Genomic DNA, 22732 nt, shown 5'->3' on the forward strand with positions numbered 1-22732 from the left:
TTATGGAAAAACAATTAATGCCTATTCAAAGCTTATATGGAACAATTAAAGTGCCAGGTGACAAATCCATTTCTCATAGAGCAGTTATGTTTGGTTCCATTGCAGAAGGAAAGACAACTATAAATGGTTTTTTAACTGGTGAAGATTGTCTAAGTACTATCTCTTGTTTTAAAAAGCTAGGTGTAAACATTGTCCAGGAAAATGAACATGTAACTGTTAAAGGCAATGGTATATCAGGATTGCGGCCGCCATCTGAAGATCTGTATGTCGGAAACTCTGGGACTACCATCCGTTTAATGCTCGGAATCCTTGCCAATACTCCTTTTACTTCTGTACTTACAGGTGATGATTCTATTGCAAAAAGACCGATGAATCGTGTTACTAAGCCATTGAAACAGATGGGTGCAGAAATCAATGGCAATGATTCAGGAAATAAGATTCCTCTTCAAATAAAAGGAGGGAACGTTAAAGGAATCCACTACGATTCTCCAATAGCTAGTGCTCAAGTGAAATCAGCTATTATCCTTGCGGGACTTGAAGGTGAAGGAACAACTTCTGTTACTGAGCCTCTAAAATCCAGAGATCATACAGAACGGATGCTGGAAGCCTTTGGAGCAGAGGTAAAGTCAGATGCATTAACTGTTTCCATAGAAGGAGGACAGCAGCTAAAAGGTACACATATTGAAGTTCCTGGCGACATTTCTTCTGCAGCCTTTTTCTTAGTTGCTGGAGCTATTGTTCCAGACAGCACGATTACCCTGCAAAAAGTAGGACTGAATCCAACCCGAACTGGCATTTTAGATGTTCTAAATGATATGGGCGCAGAGATTTCGTATCAAAATGTAAATGAGGAAGCTTCTGAACCGTATGGGGATCTGATCATTAAAACTTCGTCACTAAAGGGGACCGTTATTAAAGGAGATGTTATTCCGCGATTAATCGATGAGATCCCGATTATTGCACTGGCAGCAACACAGGCTGAAGGGCAAACAGTCATTCAAGATGCACATGAATTGCGAGTCAAAGAAACTGACCGTATAGAAACTGTCGTAAATGAGCTTAAAAAAATGGGAGCGGAAATCGAAGCTACAGAAGACGGAATGATTATTAATGGGAAAACACATTTAAAAGGAGCATCTGTTCAAAGTCATGGGGATCACCGAATCGGAATGATGTTAAGCATAGCCTCTTGTATTGCAGAAGGTGATACAACTCTGGATCAAAGCGAAGCGGTAGCTGTTTCATATCCATCATTTTTTGATCAGCTGAAACGTCTATCAAATCAATAAATTAAAAACACTCTTTCTAAAAGATTATTGCTTTTAAGCTTATTTTTCCATAGACATCACTGAAAAGTTGATTGGAGTGAAAGGTGCGAGACTCCTGGGGGAACAGCGTGACAGGTGAGACACTGCAGGTGCAAGCACGAGGTGGCTCACCGCACGCCCCCCCGGAAAGCGAGCATCCTGAAACGGAAATCAACCACTTTCAAGAGCAACAAAGTATGCGAAAACAGCAATATAAAAAATAACATTTAAACCAGCATCTTTCGAGAATGCTGGTTTTTTGTTTGCGTTGTTCTATCATTCGACAGATTATAACATTTTTCATATTAGAATTATTATAAAAAAGTATTGATTATCCATTGAGAAGTGATATCATTAGATATGTACAATAAATCTATTAAAATGATGAGGTGATTTAGTTTGAGTAATGGAAACAAACATCTTACTACCAGCTGGGGTGCACCTGTAGGGGACAACCAGAGTTCAATGACAGCAGGATCAAGAGGTCCGACATTAATTCAGGACGTCCATCTATTAGAAAAGTTAGCGCATTTTAACCGGGAGCGTGTACCAGAGCGTGTTGTACATGCTAAAGGTGCGGGAGCTCACGGATATTTTGAAGTAACGAATGACGTGAGAAAATATACAAAAGCAAACTTCTTATCTGAAGCAGGGAAAAGAACACCTTTATTTGTACGGTTTTCTACTGTTGCGGGCGAGAATGGTTCTGCTGATACAGTTAGAGATCCCCGCGGATTTGCTGTTAAGTTTTATACAGAAGAAGGAAACTATGATCTTGTTGGAAACAATACACCGGTCTTCTTTATCCGTGATGCTATTAAGTTTCCAGATTTTATTCATACTCAAAAGCGTCATCCTCAAACACACTTGAAAAATCCGAATGCAATCTGGGATTTTTGGTCATTATCGCCTGAATCTCTTCATCAGGTAACGATACTTATGTCTGATCGGGGTATACCTGCAACGTTCCGCCATATGCACGGATTTGGAAGCCACACCTTTAAATGGGTAAATGCAGAAGGAGATGGAGTATGGGTAAAATACCACTTTAAGACAGAGCAGGGTGTAAAGAATTTATCAAATGAAGTAGCTGCGAAGATTGCTGGAGAAAATGCTGATTATCATACAGAAGATCTTTTTAATGCGATAGAAAATGGTGATTTTCCTGCCTGGAAACTCTATGTGCAAATTATGCCTCTTGAGGATGCGAATACTTACCGGTTTGATCCGTTTGATGTTACAAAAGTCTGGTCACAAAAAGACTATCCTTTAATTGAAGTAGGCCGAATGGTTTTGAATAAGAATCCAGAAAATTATTTTGCAGAAGTTGAACAAGCTACATTTTCACCCGGAACATTAGTACCAGGAATTGATGTATCACCTGATAAGATGCTTCAGGGACGTCTTTTTGCATACCATGACGCACATCGTTACCGTGTTGGAGCAAACCATCAAGCACTTCCGATTAATCGTCCGCGCTATGAAGTAAATAATTATCAGCGTGATGGCCAAATGCGTTTTGATAATAATGGCGGAGGGTCTGTTTATTACGAGCCTAATAGTTTCGGAGGACCTAAAGAATCTACCGAAAATAAACAGGCTGCATTTCCTGTCACGGGGATAGCGGACAGTGTTGGCTATGATCACGATGATCACTATACACAGCCTGGAGATTTATACCGCCTGTTAAGCGAGGAAGAACGTTCACGTTTAGTAGAAACCATTATTGGCGCAATGAAACCTGTCGAACATGATGAAATAAAACTGCGTCAAATTCATCATTTTTATAAAGCAGATCCAGATTACGGTATGCGTATAGCCAAAGGACTTGGGTTATCTGTGCCGCAAGAAGTTAAATAATTTAGCATAAAAAATACGTTCCCCAATATTGCGGGAACGTATTTTAATTTTACGAATTAAACTTTCGCAAAAGTTCTTAGATCTTCTATATCGGCTACTTTAAATCCATTAGCCTCCACACGGTGAATCAATTCATCAATTTCTTTGCGCGTAACACTTTTATTAAATGTGATTACAATTCTGCGCAAAAATTGTTTTCCAGCATCTTGTGTAAAGACACCTTCGATATTGTATTCTTCATGGATGGCTGTGAATAGTTTTCTAAGCGACCCTTTACCTTCAGTAGTAGAGACAGTTAATGAATAGCCGCCATTTTTAATTCCATATGAGTCCTGCAGAATGTCCATTACTTTAGAGTGAGTAATTATCCCTAAAAAATTATAGTCATCATCTACTACTGCCATGAAAGGAAGACGGCGGATCGAAAACAGCACTTTAAAGTAAGCTGTATTTTCATGAATAAAGGCATCTTTTTCTTCTACAACCCTGCTGACATTTTCTTTTACAGAACCAACATTATCAATTATATAATCGGATGTTGTCTCCTTAAAAAGCAAGCCCACAAACTTTTCTTCTTTTTCATCTAATACTGGAATACAGCGATACCCAGATTGAATGATGGTGTAACGGGCTTCACTAATTGACATATTTTCTGTTACATACGTTACTTTGGATTTGGAAAGATAATTAGATTTTACTTTCATAAGACACACCCTTTTCAGAATTATATAAATATTTAAAACTAATTCTCTATAAATTGCAATATACCTGCTTTTTCATAGATATACTGCAACTTTTTTCCTGTTTGCACATTTGAAAATTCTGTCATATAATAAAATGGAAATTATTTATTAATTGGAATCGTAAGGAGGTGTAAGGAATGCTTAGAGATGTACAACTGTTTAGCTGGCTGGTCGTTTTTCGTTCAATTACTTATGTGTTTTTTCGTAATTGGTGGAGTCTGTCCAAATTCAGCTATTCAAATATTGTACACCGATAAGTAACCTTACCCTTTCCTTTTTCTATGTAAAAGATAAAACCATGGGCAGGTACTATTTGCTCATGGTTTTTTTATTGAAGGCTGTTTTCGCAAACTTTGTTGTTTTGAAAGTAGTTGATTTCCGTTCCAGGTCGCTCGCTTTCCGCGGGGCGGGCGGTCACCCTCCTCGCGCTTTGCGCGTTTAGGAGTCTCACCTGTCCCACTCGTCCCGCAGGAGTCTCGCACCTTGCACTCCAATCAACTTATCAATGAAATGAAAGAAAAAATGATAATAAGCAACAATCTTTTAGAAGAGTGCCTTTTTGAAAAAGGACAGTGGCATAACATTATAAAAGGAGAAAAATAAAATGATTATATGCACTGTTCAAAATCTAAAAAAAATGTACGGCGGAAATGAGATTCTTAAAAATATTTCATTTGAGATACACGAACAAGATCGAATTGGCATTGTCGGTCAAAATGGTTCAGGAAAAACGACTTTATTTAAGCTGTTGAGCAATTTGGAGCATAGTGACTCAGGTTCAATTTTTATAAAAAAAGATGCAGCTATCGGATACCTTGCCCAGCTGCCTGATCATGATGTTCATTCCACCGTTTACGAGGTCATCTCGGCAACATTTCAAGAGATTAAGGAAATTGAAAAGAAGATAGAAGAGGTAAATCTACAATTAAGTGATCCTTCACAAGGAGATCGGCTTGATAAAAATTTAAACAAACTATATAAACTTCAAGAACAATACGAGAATTTAGGCGGTTATGCAATAGAATCAAAAATTAACGGTGTTTTAACGGGCCTTGGTATTTCTCATCTTACAAATCATCTATTTAGGCAAATTAGCGGAGGAGAACAAACGAAAGTAGGTTTAGCTTGTCTGCTTCTTCAAGAACCCGAACTTCTTTTGCTGGATGAACCTACTAACCATTTAGACATTGATACTATTAACTGGCTGGAAAATTATTTACTAAAATATAAAGGGGCAATAGTAATTATCAGTCATGACAGATATTTTTTGGATAAAGTTACTATGAAGACGATTGATTTCGAAGAAGGGGAATGTACTGTATATCACCATTCATACTCTGGGTTTGTTAAGGAAAAAGAAAATAATCTCTTGCTAGAATTTGAAAAATACCAAGAACAGCAAAAGAAAGTAAGAAAAATAAAAGAATCTATTAAACAACTGCGGGATTGGGGAGCACGTTCTGGTAATGAAAAGTTCTTCAAACGAGCCAGAAGTATGGAAAAAGCACTTGCTCGTATTCAAAATATGAAAAGACCGCAGCTCGAACGCAAAAAGGCAGCTTTTGAATTTAATGTGAATAAGAGAAGCGGACAGGATGTTGTTGTTTTGGAACAAGTAACCAAGTTAATTGAAGACCGTTTGATTCTTGAAAATATTGACCTGCAGGTAAGATACGGAGAAAAGATTGCTCTCATCGGCAAAAACGGTTCGGGAAAAACCACTTTAATAAACTGTCTGCAAAATAACGATTTTGATTATGGTGCTGTTAAGCTTGGTTCCTCCGTATCAATTGGATATCTTTCACAAAAAGGACTGGAAGCAGAAGCTAATCTGACCGTTCTCGACATTTTTAGGGATAATGTACCCATGGAAGAGGGAGAAGCGAGACATCACTTGGTAAAGTTCTTATTCTATGGTCCTTCAGTATATAAAAAAGCAAGTGATCTAAGTGGAGGAGAGAGAACGCGGTTAAGGCTCGCACAGCTTGTTTATGAAGGGTTCAATTTTCTAATACTTGATGAACCTACCAACCATTTAGATATAGATTCACGTGAAGCTTTAGAAATAGCTTTAGAAGAATTTGAAGGTACAATAATGGCTGTAACACATGACCGTTATTTTATGAATAAGCTATTCGAAAGAACGATATGGCTGGAAAATGGCAAGGTTGATAGCTATACAGGGAATTACGATTATGCTCTTGAAAAACGAATTAGCAAGTAAATCTTGAACAGGCTAAATTTTAGCCTGTTTTTTGTTTTTTGGATTGTGACCCTCACATATGGGGAATAATGGGTAAAAATATTTTTTTAATATAGGAGGTACTCCGTGAATAGTTTCGAACAAAATTTGCCGCAATACCCTGAACCATTATGGAGGCAAAATGTCGATTTGCCCAAATATCCTTCATTAAAAGGAGATGAACATACAGATGTTGTTATCGTAGGTGGGGGGATTACAGGTATAACGACAGCTTATTTACTTGCTAAAGAAGGACTTCAAGTAACCTTGCTTGAAGCTGGAAAAGTCCTGAATGGAACAACTGGCCATACAACGGCAAAAATCACTTCCCAGCATGGTGTCATTTATGATCGTCTGATCTCCCACCTTGGATTAGAACGGGCAAAAATGTATTATCAATCGAACGAAGCTGCTGGTCAATTCATTCATAATTTTATTAAAGAAAATGGTATCCATTGTAACTACGAAACTCACGATGCTTTTCTTTATGCAAATACAGAACAAGGAATTAAAAAACTCGAAAAAGAAGCTCATGCATATGAACAGCTCGAGATCGATGGCGATTTAACTGAAAAGATGCCTTTTGATATACCTCATAAAAAAGCGCTTGTTATGAAAAACCAAGCACATTTTCATCCTGTTAAATACTTGATTGCTCTATTAAAAGAAATGGAGTCACTTAGTGTTAAGATATACGAAAATACAACAGCTTCTGATATTCAGGAAGATAAGGAAGATAAAAAGGCAATAGTAAAAACAGAAAATGGACATGAAGTAAAAGGAAATTTTGTAGCTTGCTGCACACATTTTCCATTTTTCGATGGAATGGGTTTTTATTTTACAAGGATGATGGCAGAACGTTCTTATGTCTTAGCGGTTAAAACCAAAGATAAATTCCCTCATGGTATGTATTTGAGTGTAGATGAAACTGTAAGATCATACAGATCCATTCTGCAAGATGGAGAGCATGTAGTTCTCGTTGGCGGTGAAAGCCATCAGACTGGGCAGGGAATTCCTACACATCAGCATTATGAAGCGTTATTAAAAGAAGCAAAAAAATCGCTTAACCTTGAAAGAGTATTGTATCGCTGGTCAGCTCAAGATCTTATCACACTTGATAAAGTTCCTTTCATTGGTAAGTTAACACATAAGCATGACAATATTTTTGTAGCAACTGGATTCAGAAAATGGGGGATGACAACTGGTACACTAGCTGCCCATATTATTCGTGATCATATAATGGATAGAGAAAACGAGTTTGCCGATCTGTATAAACCTCAGCGTTTTCAAGCTGACCCTTCAGATTTAAAGCAGTTTGTTAAAGAAAATTCCGATGTAGCAAAGCATTTTGTGTCTGGAAAGTTAGACAAGCCTTCTAAAAATCCTCGGAGCCTTAATAAAGATGAAGGCGGAGCAGTAACTGTAGATGGAAAGCGATGCGGAGCTTATCGAGATTCTAATGGAGAATTGCATGTAGTTGATACCACTTGTACACATTTAGGCTGTGAAGTGGAATGGAACAGCGGTGATAGAACATGGGACTGTCCTTGTCATGGATCCCGTTTTACTTACGAAGGAGCAGTTGTAGAAGGACCAGCCACTAAACCTCTAAAACGTGTAAATCCTTAATCCATAAATTACTCAAAGAGACTGATACCAAATAGTTGCGTAACCCGACTTTTGGTGTTGGTCCTTTTTTTGTTTGTTTTTGTTCGTTACCAGCTTATTAAGGACATGTTCTTTTATTTGTTAGCTCATTTCTAAAGGCTCTTCTCTAAAGATTGTTGCTTGGAGGTACTTTGTTTGATTCTCTTCTTAGATAGTTGAATGGAGCGCAAGGTGCGAGACTCCTGTGGGATGAGTGGGACAGGTGAGACTCCGAACAGCGCAGAGCGCTAGGAGGCTCACCGCACACCCCACGGAAAGCGAGCAACCTGGAGAGGAAATCAACCACTTTCAAAGAGCAACAAAGTTTACACCTTCAATTTTTCTTATAATTGATTAATTATAGACTTCATATATTTTTCTTATATTGAAAAAAATAACAAGTAAAAATAATGAAAATTTTTAGAAATTGGTTTAAAATAAAGTGCTTAGGAGCGAGAGGGGGAACTAAATATGAAGCTTTTAAGAGAGACACTTAAGCATTTTAAGCCTTATTGGAGGGGGCTTCTGCTTGCTTTTGCATGTTCATTAATCGGAGGTGCCTTTACAGTAATACCTCCTATTTTAGCTGGAAAGCTAGTGGATGAAGTGCTTCCAAATCAAATGACAGATATGATCGGCTGGCTCGTTGCAGGAGTACTGTTTGCATTTTTATTTAAAGTGATTTTCGAATCGCTTCAGGAATATATTCAGGTTCAGATCGGACTGGATGTAATTACTGATATGCAGATGAGAGCTTTTGGACGTTTGCACCGGACACCTATGTCATTCTTTACGAATACGCCTCGCGGGGATATGCTTTATCGCCTTACGCATGATGTAGAAGCTGTACAAAACTTGAATAATACTGTTGTACCACGATTTGTCCAGCAGGTGGTTAGTGCTGTAGCTGCATTTATCGCAGTATTTGCTCTATATTGGCCCGTGGCCATCATTATGTTCTGTGTATTTGCTATCTATTTATATCCATCATTCAAACTTGGAAATACAATGCGAAAAATGAGTGCAGTGCAGCGTGATATGCGTGCTGACATCTATCATCATCTTCAAGAGAGCATCGAATCAACAAGACTTGTTCGTACATTCCAAACACAAGAACGAGAAATACATACACAAGACAAAAAACTTACGGACTGGAAAAATTATTCGATTCGTGCTGCTTTGATCGGTAAAGTAAACTGGCGGCTAGGAAACTTATTCAATATCGCAACACCTGGAGTTGTAATGTTAGTAGGAGGTATGGCTGTCTGGAACAATACCATATCCCTGGGGACGCTTGTAGCATGTCTCGGATTTATTCCTACGATGTTTTTTCCTATTCGGTCACTTGCAGAGAATGCATTAATCATCCAGCAGGCAATACCTGCTCTTCAACGAATCTATGAATATTTTGACCTTCCAGTTGAACATGAAGAGAACTTGCCAAAAATGAACGCAATACGCGGGGATATAGACGTTAATAATCTATGGTTCCGCTATCCTGGAAATGATGAATATGTTCTTAAAGGTGTATCTCTTAGCATGAAGTCAGGGCAGCACATTGGAATAGTAGGAACGAGCGGCGGAGGAAAATCTACTCTTATACAATTACTGCTCGGTCTATACGAACCTGAAGCAGGAACCATTGAAGTAGATCAGCAGAATTTATTTGATTACAACCGTAATTCTTTCCGTCAGCAAGTCGGAGTTGTATCGCAAGAAACTTTCCTATTAAACAATACACTTCGTATGAATCTATTATATGGAAGAAAAAATGCATCTCAGGAAGATCTAGATGCAGCATGTGCAGCATCAGGACTTACAGAATTTATAGCAGCACTGCCCGACGGATATGAAACCATTGTAGGAGAACGCGGCCTTAAATTGTCAGGCGGTCAAAGACAGCGAGTCGCTTTAGCGAGGGCAATTTTAAGACATCCAGCTCTTTTAATCTTTGATGAAGCAACTTCTTCCCTTGATGGTGAAACGGAAGAGCGCGTGCAAGCAGCATTAGAAAACCTTATTCCTGGACGAACAACCATCACAATCGCTCACCGTCTCATCACAGTTAGAGATGCGGATAAAATTCTGCTCTTGGATAAGGGGATCGTTGCAGAAGAGGGAACTCATGAAGAACTTCTTGCACAAAGAGGTCAATACTATGAACTTTATATGGCCCAATACAGTGAATTAGAAAAGGAGAGAGCGATATGAGCCAATTAGCTGCCAAGCCAAAAAACCGTGACGGCAGACGCGTTCTTGCCTTTTTAAAACCACATAAAAACTGGGTATTCGCAGATGCTTTTGTTATTGCGATCAGCCAGGTTTTTTCTGCGCTTATCCCGACACTTGCTCTCGGATGGCTTGTCGATACTATACTTCCAGGAGAGTCTAATAAGCTTTTATGGGGATTAATGTGGCTTCTAATATTTGCAGCTGTTGCTGACTTAATCCTGATGGTAATTGATGAATACTTTTGTCACCAGGTCGCTAAAACAGTAACGAACTGGCAAAAACTTCGTTTGTTTAAACATCTGCAGGTTCTGCCGTTCTCTTTTTACCAGAACAATCAATCGGGTGAGATGATGGCGAGGGTTTCTGATGACCCCGATACTCTGCACAATTTCCTTGCATGGGAAGGCTCTACTTTCATGGCTTCCGTTCAGGGAGTAATTTTGTATAGCATCGTTTTGCTTTGGATCCATCCATACCTTATGATTACAAGCGTTGTGTTAGGGGTTATCTTCTATTTAACATCAAATGCAGTTGGGCAAAGAACACGCCAAGCATCGGCAAACGCCAGAAAAGAAGCTTCGCGTTATCTTGAAAGACTTCGTGAATCTGTTACAGGCATCCACCTTTCCAGGGTTCTCGGGGTATCTGAAGGAGAAGTGCAAAGTGTTGCTGAAATTCGCAAATCGTTCATTAAAGAATCCCGTTATGAATTAAAAGCCCGTATGCAATCCATTGTCGTTATTGGGAGTTATAACGGTCTTGGTTTAGCAGTTGTTTATGGGCTTAGTGCCTATTTAATCTGGAACAATAGTTTAACTACCGGTGAAATGCTGACAGCCGCAGGGCTTGTTGCAATCGCTGCTAATGAAATGCAGAAGATGCTCAGAAACTGGCTTTCTGTAAGAAGAACTGGTCCAGCTCTAGACCGTTCTGAAATTTTATTAAGCGAAAAGACTTCAAGTGCTGAAACCGAAAAAGGTATTAAATTGCCAGAAGTACAGGGATCCATTGAATTAAGGGACGTAGCATTTGGCTACCCCGAAAAAGATGAATTGGTTCTTAAAGGATTATCATTTACTGTTCAGCCAGGTGAAGCTATAGCTCTTGTCGGTCCAAGCGGTTCCGGGAAATCTACAATCGTCGATTTATTACTCCGTCTATATGAACCAGACAGCGGTTCTATTCTTTTAGACGGCAAAGATATTTCATCTATTGATGCTGGATGGCTCCGTTCACAGATAGCTATTGTTTCACAGGATGTTCAGCTGCGGAACGGTTCACTTGCTGATAATCTGCGCATAGCAAATCCTGATGCTACAGATGAAGAATTGTTAAGTGCGATAAATGACAGCGGTTTGGAAGAATTCATCCAAACACTGCCTGAAGGCTTGAACACAATGGTAGGAGAGCGGGGAAGTTTATTATCTGGCGGTCAAAAACAAAGATTGTCTCTTGCCAGAGCTCTTGTTAAAGATGCAGCTATTCTTATTTTAGACGAAGCAAGTTCTGCACTTGATCCGATTACAGAGGTTCAAGTTAATGAGGCGATCAACAAAAGAAAATCTAAGCAAACCGTTTTTATCATCTCTCATCGATTATCAACTGTGCTTGCTGCAAATCGTATTATCGTTATAGAAAACGGCAGAATGATTGAAACAGGGAAACACGAATCACTCCTGAAATCAGAACACGGTGTATACAGCCGCTTATTCAAACGTGAAGCAGAAATTGGCACTCAGGCATTTAGCAATTAACCATTTACAAAGGCAGTCCAAAAAAGGATTGCCTTTTCTCATAAATCATCTCTGAATGGGGTATATATGAAACAAGATATCCTAATAGGAGGTACAACATATGTCCGAAAAGTTTAGAGCGTATTTTAATATAATGGCCGTCGCAGCAGTTATTTTAGTTAATTATCTGGCAAACGCTTTACCTTTAAACAGGAATACAACAGGGGCACTATCAGCTAAGTATAATGTCCTTATTACTCCTGCAGGATATGTATTCTCGATTTGGGGACTGATCTATACATTGCTGACTATATGGGTAATTTATCAAGTCATGCCTAAACACATTAATCTTACAGTTTTCAAAAAAATAGGTTATTGGTTTGTAATTAGCTGTATATTCAACTGTCTTTGGATTTTTGTCTGGCATTATGAAAAACTGATCCTCTCACTTATTGTAATGATAGGATTACTGCTGTCTTTAATCATCATTTATTCAAAGATTCAAAGCGATGAGAACCGTCCAAGATATGTTCTGTCTCCTTTTTCAATCTATTTAGGATGGGTGAGTGTAGCTACAATTGTTAATACCTCAGTTGTACTAAAATATTCGGGATGGAATGGTTTCGGGTTTTCTTCTGAAACTTGGACTATTACAATGCTTATCGTTGGAACGATATTAGCCTTTGTTTTTACTTTTAAAAATGAAGATTTTATTTATCCGCTCGTTTTCGTTTGGGCATTTATCGGAATTGGTATAAGACACATGGGTGAGATAGACGTTATCGCTAACACAAGTTTCTCCCTAGCTGTATTGCTTTTGTTATTCATTATTTGGAGAGCATCAAAACGAACAAATATTTTAAGACCAATGCGTACTTAATTTTTCTAATAATTGGGGGATTATAATGGTGAAATTATCAATGCCAGCTGGCTTATTAATTGAAGCCGCAATCGCTGGAGGGGTTGGCGGAGATCATTTGATTGATGTTATTAGGAATAAAAATATGAGTGCTTTACAACATATAGGAAAAGAAGAGAATAGCTGGTTAAACTTCTTCCGTTACGCAGAAGAGAATTGGGAGGATATCGTTCTCGCAGTTAATAACGGATATATGTTTAAGTTTATTACGATTAGAGGATTACAAAATTTGCTGCAGACAAGATTTTCTTTCAAAGAAGAGGAACATTTTAAAATCGGAGACACATGGCTTGAGATTAGCCTAAATGAATCACAACTTAAATTTTTGCAATCCCGTATTCCTAATCACTGGACGTTTGTAAAACAAGAAAATAGCAGGTATAACTTTCGTGCTGTCGTCGCGCATACTCAGAAAATCTTCTGATAAAAAGGCATCCCTTAAGGAATTATCCTTATAGAGATGCCCTTTTTTATTCTTGATAATTGTTACTTGCACTCAGCCAAAAGGTAATGCCGATAGCTTTGCAGACTGAAAAATAATGAAGAAGCATAAGAAGAACGGATCCTGTATTCATACCAATGATGACACCGTGCATTCCAAATGATGGCTGTGAGCCGAGGATATACATAAGAAAAAAAGAAATGATTGTTGACCATACACTCTGGATAAAAGCAGTAGTTATCAATCCTAAACCAATTAAATACGCCTGAAGCGGAATTAAGAAGAATGTAAATAAAAAGCTCGGCCATAAAAGCTCTAGATAAATTGCAGCCGAAGTAGAGTGAAAGAACAACACTGTTAATTTCTCAGAAAACAAAAGAAAAATCATTACTGCCGGAAAACCGTATGCTGCTGTTATTTTCATAACCCTAATAAGTAGACTTTTTAATGTATCCACATCTTTTTTTGCAGTCGCTTCAGAAACTGTCGGTATTAGTACAACTAGCAAAGAATGCGCAATAAATGCAGGGAAGAATCCAATAGTTATAGCAACACCTGCAAGCAGACCAAACTGTTCAGTTGCCGCCACATCAGATAATCCAGTCAAAGTAAGTGAGTATTTAATCAAAAATGGCTGAACTGCATTTGTAAATGCATGAAAAAGCCGCAGCCCTGTTGTTGGTATGGTCACGGCCATTAAGCTTTTTGTAACTTCTCCAGCACTTAAATCTTGATTCGATTGGGATTTCATTTTCCTGAATTGCAGCAAATAAGCTGTAAACAAATAAACGAAGACAACAAGTTCACTGCCAACGAAAGTAGCTAATGCAATTAAGATAGCAGTTTCTCTATCAAAGGAGAATAATTGATAAATACCTGCCAGCAATATGAGCTGTGCAAATTTACGGAATAGATTAGAAAAAGCGAGTTTACCCATCTGCTGCTTCCCCATGAAAAAACCTCTGGCGATCGAGGTCAGCGAGATAAGAGGAATTAATAGCACCATTAACCATCTAACAAGAGGATGATAGCTGTTAAAGACCGGGATAAAAGGAAGTACAAATACAGCAATAATAATCATAGCTGCCGTTAGAATCAATGTTAGTTTAGTCGCATGTTTCAGCATGCTGTAGTGCTGTTTTTCTTCTTTTTCTGCTACAAATTTTGATATTGAAATTGGCAGCTCTAGACTTGCAATGATAATAATTAAAATAACAGTTGGGAAAATAGACATATAATGGCCTAATCCCAATTCTCCCAATTGACGTGCAAGTATCATATTCACAATAAATTCTAAGCTTTCTCCCACTAATGCTGCAGCTGCAAGCAACAGAACTCCCCTAAAAAATATATTCATATCATGGTGCATCTCCTTGTACACTTTGTCCTCCTATTCATATGCATCAAATTATGAAACAAGACCACGAAGGACTTTGCATATACAAAGGAGAAAAGTTTAATTAGATATTGATAGAGAGGGCTGAGAAATCGTGGCAATTCAAATAGATCAACAACCGTATAAAAAAAAATCACTTATTGAAAGAGACAAAATAACAGATGAATGGCTGCTCACGAGACTAGAGGTTTTACTGCCTATTCTGATGAATAAACATAATTTCGATATGTGGATTACACTTGGAAGGGAATATCATGAAGATCCTGTAGCCATTACTCTTTTTCCTTCCTCAATAGACAGCTCGCGGCGTTTAACGATATTTGTTTTTGTTAGAGAAAAGGATACAGGAAAAGTAAAAAGGCTAGTCATTTCTTCGAATAAACAATTTGAACCCTATTATACATGCTGCATAGGGAAGAAAGGTGAAGGACCATTTGATTTACTTAGAAAACTAATGGATACATATCAGCCAGATCAAATCGCGGTTAACCATTCTGCCCATTTTTCTTTTTGTGATGGGTTAAGCCTTTCTTATTATCAGACGATGACAGATACGATCGGAAAAGATTACTCATCTAAATTAGTATCTTCAGCACCTTTGGCTGTTGATTGGCTTCAATTTCGAATAGATTCGGAACTTGCAGCATATAAAGAACTGGCCACTATTACCCGTTTGATAGCTAAACAGGCTTTATCTGATCAAGTGATTTCTCCAAATCAAACTACCTCCCGTGAAGTAGTTGAATGGATCAGGCAAAAAACCTTTGATCTTGGATTAAAAACTTCTTTCTATCCTACAGTTGACATTCAAAGAAAAGGATCATCAGCTGACAGAATTGAAGACACTATTCAGCCTGGTGACATTGTACATCTTGATTTTGGCATTGAATATTTAGGACTTTGTTCAGATACACAGCAATTAGCTTATGTCCTCCATCCAGATGAAAATGAAATTCCAGAAGGACTCCGGAATGCTTTAATTACAGCTAACAAATTTGAAGATATCGTATTTGATTCGTTCAAATCAGGAATGACAGGTAATGAAGTCTTTGAAGAAGTAATGGAGAAAGCGTTTGCATGCGGCATTTCACCCATGCTATATTCCCACCCTATTGGATACCATTGTCACGCAGCAGGTCCTTTAATAGGACTATTTGATAAGCAGGAACCCATCCCTGTCCGGGGGGAATTGCAGATTCTGAATAATACGTGCTATGCATTAGAGTTTAACATTAGACAATTTATCCCAGAATGGAATAAGGATATTCCTATCTACCTTGAAGAATCAGTCTGCTTCAAAGACAATAAATTGTATTACTTAACAAATAGGCAAACTGAATTCTATGTAATTTCTTCTAAACGTTAATAGCAGGCAACAATTTACATTTGATATATCTCCTTGCCTTTAGTAAAATGAGAAACTGTGTGTTTCTGTTAAAAATCTAAAAGGAGGGATTTATATGTTGCTGCTTGGGCTTGAAAAAGAAACAGAAAACAAACTTGACCGGGATGATCTGGAATTTCAACTTCTCCGATTACAGAACGATATGAAACAAATTGCGAAAGACTATGATGTAATTGGTGTTGACCAAACAAAAGACGATAATCTTGTTATCGTATATAAAACAGAAGAAATGGATCAGTGCAAAATCATGCTTAACGATTGTGAATCTAGATATGATGGCTGGGATTTTGCTATTGATGCGGTATATGAAGATGAAAACACCCTTCATATAGGTGATATAAAGGGACCTGCAAATAAAGGATATGGATCAATCTGTATGGAATATTTAAAAGAAACTGCATTAGACAATAATATTCCATTAATCAAAGGTGACATTGCTAAAAGAGACTGGGATCACGTTGATCGTTTAATTCATTTTTATGAAAAGCATGATTTTAAAGTTGAACTAGACGTAGAAAATAAATGCGGAAAAATTAAATGGAAAGATTTTTAGACTAAAGATGTGTATCAAATGATGCGCTTCTTTTTTTTGTTTATTAAATGTCTGTTTGAGGGTAGAAAGAGGGTAGTGGAAATATATAAGGAGAGATAGAACATGACCGTGACTCATTTAAAAACAAATAAAGAAAATGCATTATCAGAACGTTTTGAGATAGCATTTAATCAAATTCATAAGTGTCTAATGGACAAAGTTAAGGATACAACAGACGATCGATTTAAGAACTTAGTTGAAGTTGGAATGAAAAAGCATTCTCTAATCAGATCATTTTATAATGAGCTTTGCCAGTTCGCAAAGCTTCGAAATGCGATCGTTCACGAAAAAGTTGACCATGATTATTATATTGCAGAGCCGCATCTTGATATTGTGGAGCGCATAGAAAAAATAGCAGGTTATTTTCAAAAGCCTGAAACCGCATTAAGTATAGCTACAAAAGAAGTTCATCATTTTAAAGAAAGTGATCGTCTTGCCGATGTTCTAAGCTGTATCAGAGAAACATCATATTCACGCTTTCCGGTTTATAATGAAAAAGGGGAGTATCTTTGGCTTCTGACAGCAACATATATATTAAATTGGCTTACTGACCGCCTAGCAGATCAAGTTATTGATTTAAACAATGCAAAAATATCAGATATAACGAATAATAAGGAAAATCAGCTTGTAGCTTTCATTTCAAAAACCTCAAGTATATTTAAGGCGGAAGAGATTTTCGAGACCTTCCATAAAAACGGGAAGAAACTCGAAGCAATCATAATTACACTTAATGGAAGTGAAAACGAAAGGCCACTAGGCATTGTAACTTCATATGACTTAATTGAGATTGATTTAGATGGTTGATCGATTATTGACACTCATAATTGGGTGTCTTTTTTAGAGCTTATCTTTAAGTACAATTGGAATATTTATATTTGTTTAAGGAGATAAAGAATAGGGAAACGGCATTTTTAGATGACTGAATTTTTTGTAAGTTAATTTTTAAAAGAAAGGGTGAAATTGTTTTGTCAGATTTTTTTTCTATTAATATTAATGGATCAGAATTAAAAGCGAATAAGGACCAAACCATCTTAAACCTGCTTTCAGAGAGCCCGGACCAGGTACCTCATGTTTGCTACCACCCCAGTCTAGGACCACTTGAAACGTGTGATACGTGTATCGTAAAGGTTAATGGAGAGTTTGTAAGGGCCTGTTCTACAAAAGTAAATGAAGGAGACGAAGTTGATACCAAATCAGATGAGGTAAGAGAAGCCCAGGTTATAGGAATGGACAGGATTCTTTTTAACCACGAACTCTATTGTACGGTTTGTGATTATAACAATGGCGGATGTGAAGTACATAACACTGTTAAAGAGGTGAAAATAAACCATCAAAGCATCCCTTTTGACCATAAACCCTATAAGGAGGATAACTCAAACCCTTTTTACAGATATGATCCCGATCAATGCATTTTGTGCGGACGCTGTGTTGAAGCGTGTCAGGATGTTCAAGTAACCGAAACTCTTTCAATCGACTGGGATCGTGAACGGCCTCGTGTAATTTGGGATAAAGATGTTCCGATTAACGAATCTTCTTGTGTTTCTTGCGGACATTGCTCAACCGTCTGTCCATGCAATGCGTTGATGGAGAAAGGGATGTTAGGCGAAGCTGGCTACATGACCGGAATTAACCGGGAAACTTTACGTCCGATGATCGAAATCACGAAGAGCGTAGAAACAGGGTACGGCTCTATTTTAGCCATTTCAGATATGGAGGCCGCAATGCGTGAACAACGGATTAAAAAGACGAAAACGGTTTGTACGTATTGCGGAGTGGGCTGCAGTTTTGATGTGTGGACAAAAGGCCGAGAGATTTTAAAAGTGGATCCACAAATCCAAGCTCCTGCAAACGGGATTTCCACTTGTATTAAAGGAAAATTCGGCTGGGATTTTGTGAACAGCGAAGAACGGTTAACAAAACCATTGATTCGTGAAGGAGATGCATTCAGAGAAGCCACTTGGGATGAAGCGTTAAACCTGATAGCCTCTAAGTTTACAGATATTAAAGAAAAACATGGTTCACAAGCTTTAAGCTTTATCAGTTCGTCTAAATGTACGAACGAAGAGTCATATTTAATGCAAAAACTGGCACGAGGAGTTATCGGAACCAATAACATCGATAATTGCTCACGGTACTGTCAGACTCCTGCAACGATGGGATTATTTCGAACAGTTGGCCACGGTGGAGACTCCGGAACTATAAAAGATATAGAAAAGTCCGAGCTTGTTATCGTGATTGGTTCCAACACGTCTGAATCTCATCCCGTTTTAGCAACACGTGTTAAACGGTCTCAAAAATTAAATGGACAGAAACTGATTGTTGCAGACCTTCGAAAACATGAAATGGCAGATCGTGCAGATCTGTTTGTTCACCCGCGTGCTGGTACTGATTTAGTCTGGCTTTCTGCAGTAACGAAATATATTCTGGACCAGGGCTGGGAGGACAAGGAATTTTTAGACAAGCAAGTGAATGGATTAGATGAATTTAAACAGAATCTTGAAAAGTTCACATTGGAATATGCTGAGAAGGCAACAGGACTTTCACAAGAGGAGCTAATCAAAATTGCAGAAACGATCCACCTATCAAAGAGTGTTTGTATTCTTTGGGCAATGGGAGTTACACAGCATACGGGTGGCAGCGATACAAGTACTGCTATTTCAAATTTGCTGCTTGTCACAGGGAATTACGGAAGACCAGGTGTAGGATCTTATCCTCTTAGAGGCCATAACAATGTACAAGGTGCAAGTGATTTTGGAAGTATGCCGGATCGCCTGCCTTCTTATGAAAAAGTTTCAGATGAAAAGGTAAGAGCAAAATATGAAAAAGTTTGGGGAGTGAAAATACCGGAAGAACCAGGACTCAACAATCACGAGATGGTGGCTGGCATACATGAGGGTTATGTTAAGGCTATGTACCTAAAAGGGGAAGACATGGGTATCGTGGATTCTAACATTAACCATGTCCATGCAGCTTATGAAAAACTGGATTTCTTTGTTGTTCAGGATATTTTCTTCACCAGAACTGCTGAGTTTGCAGATGTTGTATTGCCAGCAAGCCCAAGTCTTGAAAAAGAAGGAACCTTCACAAATACAGAGCGAAGAATACAACGGTTATATCAAGTTCTCGAACCATTAGGAGAATCAAAACCTGATTGGCAGATTATACAGGAAATCGCAAACCGTCTTGGAGCTGGATGGAATTACACGCATCCCAGTGACATTATGGATGAAGCTGCACAATTAGCACCGCTGTTCGCTGGTGTTTCTTATGAAAGATTAGAAGGATACAAAAGTCTTCAATGGCCTGTTGCACCTGATGGAACAGATACACCCATTCTATTTTTAGATGGTTTTCCTTTTGATGATCGGAAAGCAAGATTATTTTCTGTTGACTGGACAGAACCGAAAGAATTCGGCGAAGAATACGATATACACGTAAACAACGGCAGAATCTTAGAACACTTCCATGAAGGAAACATGACGTATAAGTCGGAAGGAATAACCTCTAAAACGCCAAACGTATTTCTGGAAATCTCACATGAACTTGCAAAAGAAAGAGGTATTAAAGATGGAACTCTTGTACGCTTATCCTCTCCATATGGAAGTGTTAAAGTAAAGTGTTTGATCACAGATCGAGTGAAGGGCAAAGAAGTTTATTTACCGATGAACGATAATGGCGAAGCCGCGATTAATTTACTAACAAGCAGCTACTCAGACAAAGATACGGATACGCCAGCTTATAAAGAAACAAGTGCAAAGCTAGAGATCTTACAAGCAGAAGGTGTAAACCCGCTTCCAAGAACGAATTTCAGATACGGTAACCCGCAGCCGCAAATAGGAGTAGCTGTCGAAAAGAAATGGGCCAGAAAAGACTATATTTTCCCTGGAGATGTCGTGAAAAAGGAGCGAAAACAACATGGCTAAGGCGATTAAGAAGGTTTATAGATTGACCGTGCCGGAGGAAGAACAGCGTAAGAATGATTTGAGTGAAGTTGAGGATGCTTTGATTAAAAATAAGAAAGCGATCTTGCAAACGCTCGAGATTATGAATCATATGCAGGAAAAAGGGATTCTCTCGCTGTTAAACGGGTTATTTGGCCAAGGTGACAAAGTATTAGATGTTGCCGTTAGAGCAATGGACAAACCTGAGAACACGAACACCCTGAAGAATCTACTGTTGCTGCTGGGAACGCTCGGAATGATCAACGTGAGACAGCTTGAACCTTTCTTATTAAAGATTGACGCAGGAATAGCCAGAGTTGCCGAATATAAAGACACTGATGAAAAAACAGGATATTTAGATCTTGTAAAATCTATAAAGGACCCAGAGATTAACAGAGCCATCACCATCCTGATGCAATTTTTAAAAGGAATGGGACAAGAAACCGAACCTTATGAAAAGACAACTCAAGATACTCCAGAAAAACGTGCTAACCAAACTAAAGATAAAACAATGGAGTAAAAATTGGTAAAGGAGAAAAGCAATGGCTAAAAAAGTAAAGAACCGCTGGTTAATTGCAGCTGCTGCTGTTGGTATACACATATCAATTGGTTCAGTCTATTCCTGGAGTGTGTTTACAAATCCACTCCGGGAAAAACATGATTGGGGACTAAGTGAAATCTCATTAACTTTTAGTATTGCAATCTTGTTTTTAGGGTTATCAGCTGCGTTCATGGGACATTTTGTAGAACGGTATGGTCCGCGTATATCAGGATTAATAGCTTCAGCGTGTTTCGGAGCGGGACTCATAGGTGCAGGATTCGCGGACAGTATCGGTTCATTGTATATGCTTTACTTCTTTTACGGAGCTCTCGGCGGGATCGGACTTGGAATCGGCTATATTACACCCGTATCATCTCTCGTAAAATGGTTTCCAGACAGGAGGGGACTTGCGACAGGTCTGGCAATTATGGGGTTTGGATTTGCATCGCTAATCGCGAGTCCGGTTATCGCTAAACTTATCAACGGGATTGGAATCTCAAACACTTTTTATCTGTTAGGTGCTATTTATTTTGGAATAATGTTTCTATCTTCTCTTTATCTTGCTCCTCCTCCAAAAGATTGGCGGCCAGAGGGGATGGATGAAAGGGATAAAAAAGAAGAAAAACAAACGAAAGATCTTGCCCAGCTGACAGCAAATGAAGCCGTAAAAACGATTCGCTTTTGGGCGCTTTGGGCAATGCTCTTCATCAATGTAACCTGCGGAATCGCGGTTATATCCGTAGCTTCTCCAATGGCACAGGATATCGCAGGACTAAGCGCTGGTGCAGCGGCAACAATGGTTGGTATCATGGGATTATTCAATGGATTTGGACGAATAGGATGGGCTTCAGTTTCAGACTATATCGGACGGCCTAATGTATATACCACTTTCTTTGCATTGCAAACCGTTGCGTTTTTACTGCTGCCAAACGTAACTAATGCGTTTTTATTTCAGCTCTTAGTATATGTGATCCTTACGTGCTATGGAGGCGGGTTCGCTTCCATACCTGCGTACATTGGAGATCTATTTGGAACAAAGCAGCTTGGCGCAATACACGGTTATATATTAACAGCTTGGGCGGCGGCTGGTCTTGTGGGTCCACTAGTAGTCTCCTGGATCCGTGAGACAACCAACAGCTACTCTCTGACACTCTACATCTTTACAGGTGCTTTTGTAGCAGCACTGGCTATATCGTTATTAATCCGTATTAATATCCGCAACATTAGAAAAGCGAACAATAACACACAAGCTGCAGGTTGAATAATAAGAAAGAGTGACCCAAAACATTCATTTTTGGGTCACTCTTTTTTTAAATAGAGCATAATTAGGTTGATCGGGCTTGCGCCATTCCGATTTCTTTTGTTTAGTGGTGCCTTGAAGAGAGGACAAACTATGGTAAGAAGATTAGTTAACCGTAATTCCACAAAAAACAGCCATTAATCCACGAGTTTTGGTTCTGAATCCAAAAATTTTAGCCGTGAATCCAAAAGTTTCGGCTCTTTATCGACGAGTCTGCAATCCTCGACAAATTTCGATTCCTACCTGCTCGCTGTTACCCTCATCCCAATCTAAATTAAACAACAATAGGGCTTTCCTTAAACTTTGGCTCATTTCTAAAGATTGTAGCTTTTGAACATTTTTTAGTACGCTTCATCGACTAGTTGATTGGAGCGCAAGGTGCGAGACTCCGGCGGGATCAGCGGGACAGGTGAGACCCCGGCAGGCTTGATT

The 22732-nt window shown here is 38.6% G+C and carries 16 protein-coding genes; 14 read left to right on the forward strand and 2 right to left on the reverse strand.

Annotated features, from left to right (window positions below):
• Positions 1 to 2 precede the first annotated feature (2 nt).
• Both aroA and katA read left to right on the forward strand, forming a co-directional pair.
• Positions 3 to 1289 (forward strand): 3-phosphoshikimate 1-carboxyvinyltransferase, encoded by a 1287-nt coding sequence (aroA, locus tag ABE41_RS11000; protein ID WP_253805319.1) that lies wholly within the window; start codon positions 3 to 5, stop codon positions 1287 to 1289.
• A 417-nt stretch (positions 1290 to 1706) separates the two neighbouring features.
• Positions 1707 to 3167, forward strand: coding sequence for a catalase KatA (katA, locus tag ABE41_RS11005; RefSeq protein ID WP_066290043.1), 1461 nt, complete (start codon positions 1707 to 1709; stop codon positions 3165 to 3167).
• Between the two features lie 56 nt (positions 3168 to 3223).
• Here the strand turns inward: katA and cbpA are convergent, their stop codons facing one another.
• On the reverse strand, positions 3224 to 3871 hold the full coding sequence (cbpA, locus tag ABE41_RS11010; protein ID WP_066290046.1) for a cyclic di-AMP binding protein CbpA: 648 nt from the start codon (positions 3869 to 3871) through the stop codon (positions 3224 to 3226).
• Positions 3872 to 4514: 643 nt separating this feature from the next.
• Here cbpA and abc-f point away from each other — a divergent pair.
• From abc-f to ABE41_RS11040, 6 genes are all read left to right on the forward strand, one after another.
• The gene (gene abc-f / locus ABE41_RS11015) at positions 4515 to 6134 is read left to right on the forward strand and encodes a ribosomal protection-like ABC-F family protein (RefSeq protein WP_066290052.1); all 1620 of its coding nucleotides are present in this window, start codon (positions 4515 to 4517) and stop codon (positions 6132 to 6134) included.
• 105 nt (positions 6135 to 6239) lie between these two features.
• Positions 6240 to 7781, forward strand: coding sequence for an FAD-dependent oxidoreductase (locus ABE41_RS11020; protein ID WP_066290058.1), 1542 nt, complete (start codon positions 6240 to 6242; stop codon positions 7779 to 7781).
• Between the two features lie 489 nt (positions 7782 to 8270).
• Positions 8271 to 10010: an ABC transporter ATP-binding protein gene (locus ABE41_RS11025; RefSeq protein WP_066290061.1), complete on the forward strand. Its 1740-nt coding sequence runs from the start codon at positions 8271 to 8273 to the stop codon at positions 10008 to 10010.
• Positions 10007 to 11785, forward strand: a complete 1779-nt coding sequence (locus ABE41_RS11030) for an ABC transporter ATP-binding protein (RefSeq protein ID WP_066290064.1) — start codon at positions 10007 to 10009, stop codon at positions 11783 to 11785. The genes ABE41_RS11025 and ABE41_RS11030 overlap by 4 nt, the downstream gene beginning before the upstream one ends.
• Before the next feature lie 100 nt (positions 11786 to 11885).
• A complete protein-coding gene (locus ABE41_RS11035; protein WP_066290065.1) occupies positions 11886 to 12644 on the forward strand; it encodes a tryptophan-rich sensory protein in 759 nt (252 codons plus the stop codon).
• Positions 12645 to 12669: 25 nt separating this feature from the next.
• Positions 12670 to 13107, forward strand: a complete 438-nt coding sequence (locus tag ABE41_RS11040; RefSeq protein ID WP_066290067.1) for a hypothetical protein — start codon at positions 12670 to 12672, stop codon at positions 13105 to 13107.
• Positions 13108 to 13153: 46 nt separating this feature from the next.
• Here ABE41_RS11040 and ABE41_RS11045 read toward each other — a convergent pair whose 3' ends face one another.
• On the reverse strand, positions 13154 to 14482 hold the full coding sequence (locus ABE41_RS11045) for an oligosaccharide flippase family protein (RefSeq protein ID WP_066294793.1): 1329 nt from the start codon (positions 14480 to 14482) through the stop codon (positions 13154 to 13156).
• Between the two features lie 133 nt (positions 14483 to 14615).
• On the opposite strand from ABE41_RS11045, the gene ABE41_RS11050 reads away from it, so the two are divergent.
• From ABE41_RS11050 to ABE41_RS11075, 6 genes are all read left to right on the forward strand, one after another.
• On the forward strand, positions 14616 to 15887 hold the full coding sequence (locus ABE41_RS11050; RefSeq protein ID WP_066290069.1) for a M24 family metallopeptidase: 1272 nt from the start codon (positions 14616 to 14618) through the stop codon (positions 15885 to 15887).
• Positions 15888 to 15981: 94 nt separating this feature from the next.
• On the forward strand, positions 15982 to 16479 hold the full coding sequence (locus ABE41_RS11055) for a GNAT family N-acetyltransferase (RefSeq protein WP_066290075.1): 498 nt from the start codon (positions 15982 to 15984) through the stop codon (positions 16477 to 16479).
• A 102-nt stretch (positions 16480 to 16581) separates the two neighbouring features.
• Positions 16582 to 17322, forward strand: coding sequence for a CBS domain-containing protein (locus ABE41_RS11060; RefSeq protein ID WP_066290083.1), 741 nt, complete (start codon positions 16582 to 16584; stop codon positions 17320 to 17322).
• Positions 17323 to 17483: 161 nt separating this feature from the next.
• On the forward strand, positions 17484 to 20441 hold the full coding sequence (gene fdhF / locus ABE41_RS11065; RefSeq protein ID WP_066290084.1) for a formate dehydrogenase subunit alpha: 2958 nt from the start codon (positions 17484 to 17486) through the stop codon (positions 20439 to 20441).
• A complete protein-coding gene (locus tag ABE41_RS11070) occupies positions 20434 to 20979 on the forward strand; it encodes a helical membrane plugin domain-containing protein (protein ID WP_066290087.1) in 546 nt (181 codons plus the stop codon). The genes fdhF and ABE41_RS11070 overlap by 8 nt, the downstream gene beginning before the upstream one ends.
• Positions 20980 to 21001: 22 nt before the next feature.
• The gene (locus ABE41_RS11075; protein WP_066290088.1) at positions 21002 to 22261 is read left to right on the forward strand and encodes an L-lactate MFS transporter; all 1260 of its coding nucleotides are present in this window, start codon (positions 21002 to 21004) and stop codon (positions 22259 to 22261) included.
• Positions 22262 to 22732 lie beyond the last annotated feature (471 nt).

Source organism: Fictibacillus arsenicus (assembly GCF_001642935.1).
GTDB lineage: Bacteria > Bacillota > Bacilli > Bacillales > Fictibacillaceae > Fictibacillus > Fictibacillus arsenicus_B.

Coding starts and splice junctions, on each gene's coding strand:
- ABE41_RS11055 (WP_066290075.1), top strand. CDS start 15,982: ATGTTGCTGCTTGGGCTTGAAAAAGAAACAGAAAACAAACTTGACCGG.
- ABE41_RS11060 (WP_066290083.1), top strand. CDS start 16,582: ATGACCGTGACTCATTTAAAAACAAATAAAGAAAATGCATTATCAGAA.
- ABE41_RS11040 (WP_066290067.1), top strand. CDS start 12,670: ATGGTGAAATTATCAATGCCAGCTGGCTTATTAATTGAAGCCGCAATC.
- ABE41_RS11075 (WP_066290088.1), top strand. CDS start 21,002: ATGGCTAAAAAAGTAAAGAACCGCTGGTTAATTGCAGCTGCTGCTGTT.
- abc-f (WP_066290052.1), top strand. CDS start 4,515: ATGATTATATGCACTGTTCAAAATCTAAAAAAAATGTACGGCGGAAAT.
- cbpA (WP_066290046.1), bottom strand. CDS start 3,871: ATGAAAGTAAAATCTAATTATCTTTCCAAATCCAAAGTAACGTATGTA.
- ABE41_RS11025 (WP_066290061.1), top strand. CDS start 8,271: ATGAAGCTTTTAAGAGAGACACTTAAGCATTTTAAGCCTTATTGGAGG.
- ABE41_RS11070 (WP_066290087.1), top strand. CDS start 20,434: ATGGCTAAGGCGATTAAGAAGGTTTATAGATTGACCGTGCCGGAGGAA.
- ABE41_RS11030 (WP_066290064.1), top strand. CDS start 10,007: ATGAGCCAATTAGCTGCCAAGCCAAAAAACCGTGACGGCAGACGCGTT.
- aroA (WP_253805319.1), top strand. CDS start 3: ATGGAAAAACAATTAATGCCTATTCAAAGCTTATATGGAACAATTAAA.
- ABE41_RS11045 (WP_066294793.1), bottom strand. CDS start 14,482: ATGAATATATTTTTTAGGGGAGTTCTGTTGCTTGCAGCTGCAGCATTA.
- ABE41_RS11035 (WP_066290065.1), top strand. CDS start 11,886: ATGTCCGAAAAGTTTAGAGCGTATTTTAATATAATGGCCGTCGCAGCA.